The sequence below is a fragment of the Paratractidigestivibacter sp. genome (assembly GCF_052362415.1).
Taxonomy (GTDB): Bacteria; Actinomycetota; Coriobacteriia; order Coriobacteriales; family Atopobiaceae; genus Paratractidigestivibacter.
In genome coordinates, this window is sequence record NZ_DAWEMK010000217.1 from 1 (window position 1) to 778 (window position 778).

Genomic DNA, 778 nt, shown 5'->3' on the forward strand with positions numbered 1-778 from the left:
TCGGCCTTGCCGCCGATGCCCAGCGGGTGGATCTCCAGCTTCGGCTTGGCGATGGTGCCGATGGACGGGGAAACCTCGAGCATGTGGGAGCCCATGTCGAGCTCGTCACCCTCGGTGAAGTTGTAGGAGTAGTCCTCCATGAGGGAGGCGCCACCCTCAAGGCCGTAGCCCATGACGGCACCGATGCGCACGAGGACGGCGGTCTTCCAGTCGCCTTCAGCGGAGAAGCCCCAGCCGTACTCGGACGGGAAGCGCTGCGGGCCAACGCCCGGCAGCTGCGGCAGAGCGCCGAGGTCCTCGAAGTTGTCGACGCCGGCGGTGCAGCCGTTGGCGCGCATCATGTTGACCATCGCGGCCTCTTCCTTGGCGGCGATGAACAGGGAGTCGTACTTGGCGTCCAGCAGAGCCGGGTCGACGTCGTACTTGGCCTTGTAGTCCTCGATGATCTCCTTGACCTGGTCGTCCTTGACGGCGTCGTACGCAGCGACGAGCTCGTTGACGGCCCAAGTGTTGATGGAGGCGCCGAACACGCGCTCAGCCTCGGTCTTGTCGCCCTCGGTGACGGCGACGTTACGCATGTTGTCGCCCCAGCGCATGACCTTCATGTTGTTGGAGGCATCCCAGCCGGCGCAGGCGCGGGCCCAGGTGCCGAGCTTCTCGGCGACCTCGGGATCGGTGTAGTGACCGACGACAACCTTGCGCTTGATGCCGAGGCGGGAGACGATGTAACCGAACTCACGGTCGCCGTGGGCGGCCTGGTTCAGGTTCATGAAGTCCA

1 protein-coding gene is annotated in these 778 nt (G+C 65.2%); it reads right to left on the reverse strand.

The features are described from left to right. On the reverse strand, window positions 1-778 hold a 778-nt coding region (locus ACT84W_RS11085), incomplete at both ends, for an L-arabinose isomerase family protein (protein ID WP_444329269.1).